The sequence below is a fragment of the Campylobacter sp. P091 genome (genome assembly GCF_002138935.1).
Classification (GTDB): domain Bacteria; phylum Campylobacterota; class Campylobacteria; order Campylobacterales; family Campylobacteraceae; genus Campylobacter; species Campylobacter devanensis.
This window is the reverse complement of record NZ_MJKZ01000015.1, coordinates 1-1306: the sequence shown is the minus strand read 5'-3', so window position 1 is coordinate 1306 and position 1306 is coordinate 1. Positions and strand designations below refer to the sequence as shown.

The 1306-nt window shown below is 21.3% G+C and carries 1 protein-coding gene; it reads right to left on the bottom strand.

Going from position 1 to position 1306, the window contains the following annotated elements; genetic code table 11:
* Positions 1–6: 6 nt before the first annotated feature.
* Positions 7–165 carry a hypothetical protein gene (locus CIGNP91_RS08670; RefSeq protein ID WP_180383237.1) on the bottom strand — a complete coding sequence of 53 codons (159 nt, stop codon included), beginning with the start codon at positions 163–165 and terminating at the stop codon, positions 7–9.
* Between the last annotated feature and the right edge of the window lie 1141 nt (positions 166–1306).

The following is a 1306-nucleotide window of genomic DNA, read 5'->3' as shown; positions in this document are numbered from 1 at the left end:
ATCTCTTTACACACATCCACTCATTTGTTCTTTAAAATTTAAAGCATCTTTATAATATTTACTAATAATCAATCCACCATTAATAGATATTTGGTTTGCCAAATCAGTATTTTGTTTAGGGATAATCTTTTTTATCCTACTTGGTAAAATCGTAATTGTTAACATATTAAATTAAAAGCAGCCCTATGAGCAATACCATCACATCAAGTCTAATCCGCTTGCAATCACGACTCTATTTATTTACAAATTTAGAAGCAATATATACAAACACTCATCATCCTAACATCTTTAACTCTCATAATATGAATACTTAAAAGACCATTTAAGCAAATCAATATTTGATAAAAAAGTATAGATATATTTAAAACATATATTTGAAGTATTATCAAGTTTACCTTGATCTTTTGATTTGCAAAAATCATCTTTAATAGTATAAATAAATCTAGCAGGATTCTTTTTTAAATTTTCACAATCAACACGTAAATTACCAATATAATCTAAGCTATAAAAGGCTTTTATAGTTTAGATAAAAATCATTTCTACTAATTGTAAAATCAAATATATTATATTTTTGCATATTTTATCCTATATAAAAATTTGATAATATAGTTTTACTTCACGCATTCTTGCATTTTAAATTTAAATTGTTTCATCATCATAAGCAATAAGATTATTAGGAACTAAATTTAAATTATTAATCAAATTATAATACTTATTTCTGCTAGAGTTATAATAGATATAAGAAAAATAATTTTGTAAATCATAAAAAATTTTATAAGCTCATCAGCTCTATTTTTATTAGTATTAGTCAATAAAATAATTCTATTTGTTTTTAGATAATTATGCAATTCTAATAATAGTAAATAATTTACTTTTGTTAAATTTAAATATTTAGAATAAATTTGTTCTTTATACTCTTTTATTTTAAGTAATTATACTGCAGATAATGGATTTTCCAAACAGTTGTTTAAAGTTTTTATAGTAACTCTATTAAGTGAGACATTCCAAACTTATTGCTTAAAACATCTTTATATAATATAAGATTAATATAATTAGTATCTAATAAAGTTCCATCCAAAACAAGAATATCTAAAGGATTAATAATATAAGCCATAAAAACACTACAACATCTAAGCTTAACAACTTATAATAATAAAATATCCAAGAATTAATAAATTAGTTAAAAAATATAAAATAAAAAGCGATTTATATCATTTCATCTATTAAGGTAAAAACAAATAAATACTAAAACATCAGATTAATAAATATAATGTATAAAGAATAAAAACAAAGCTCGCAGCAACCT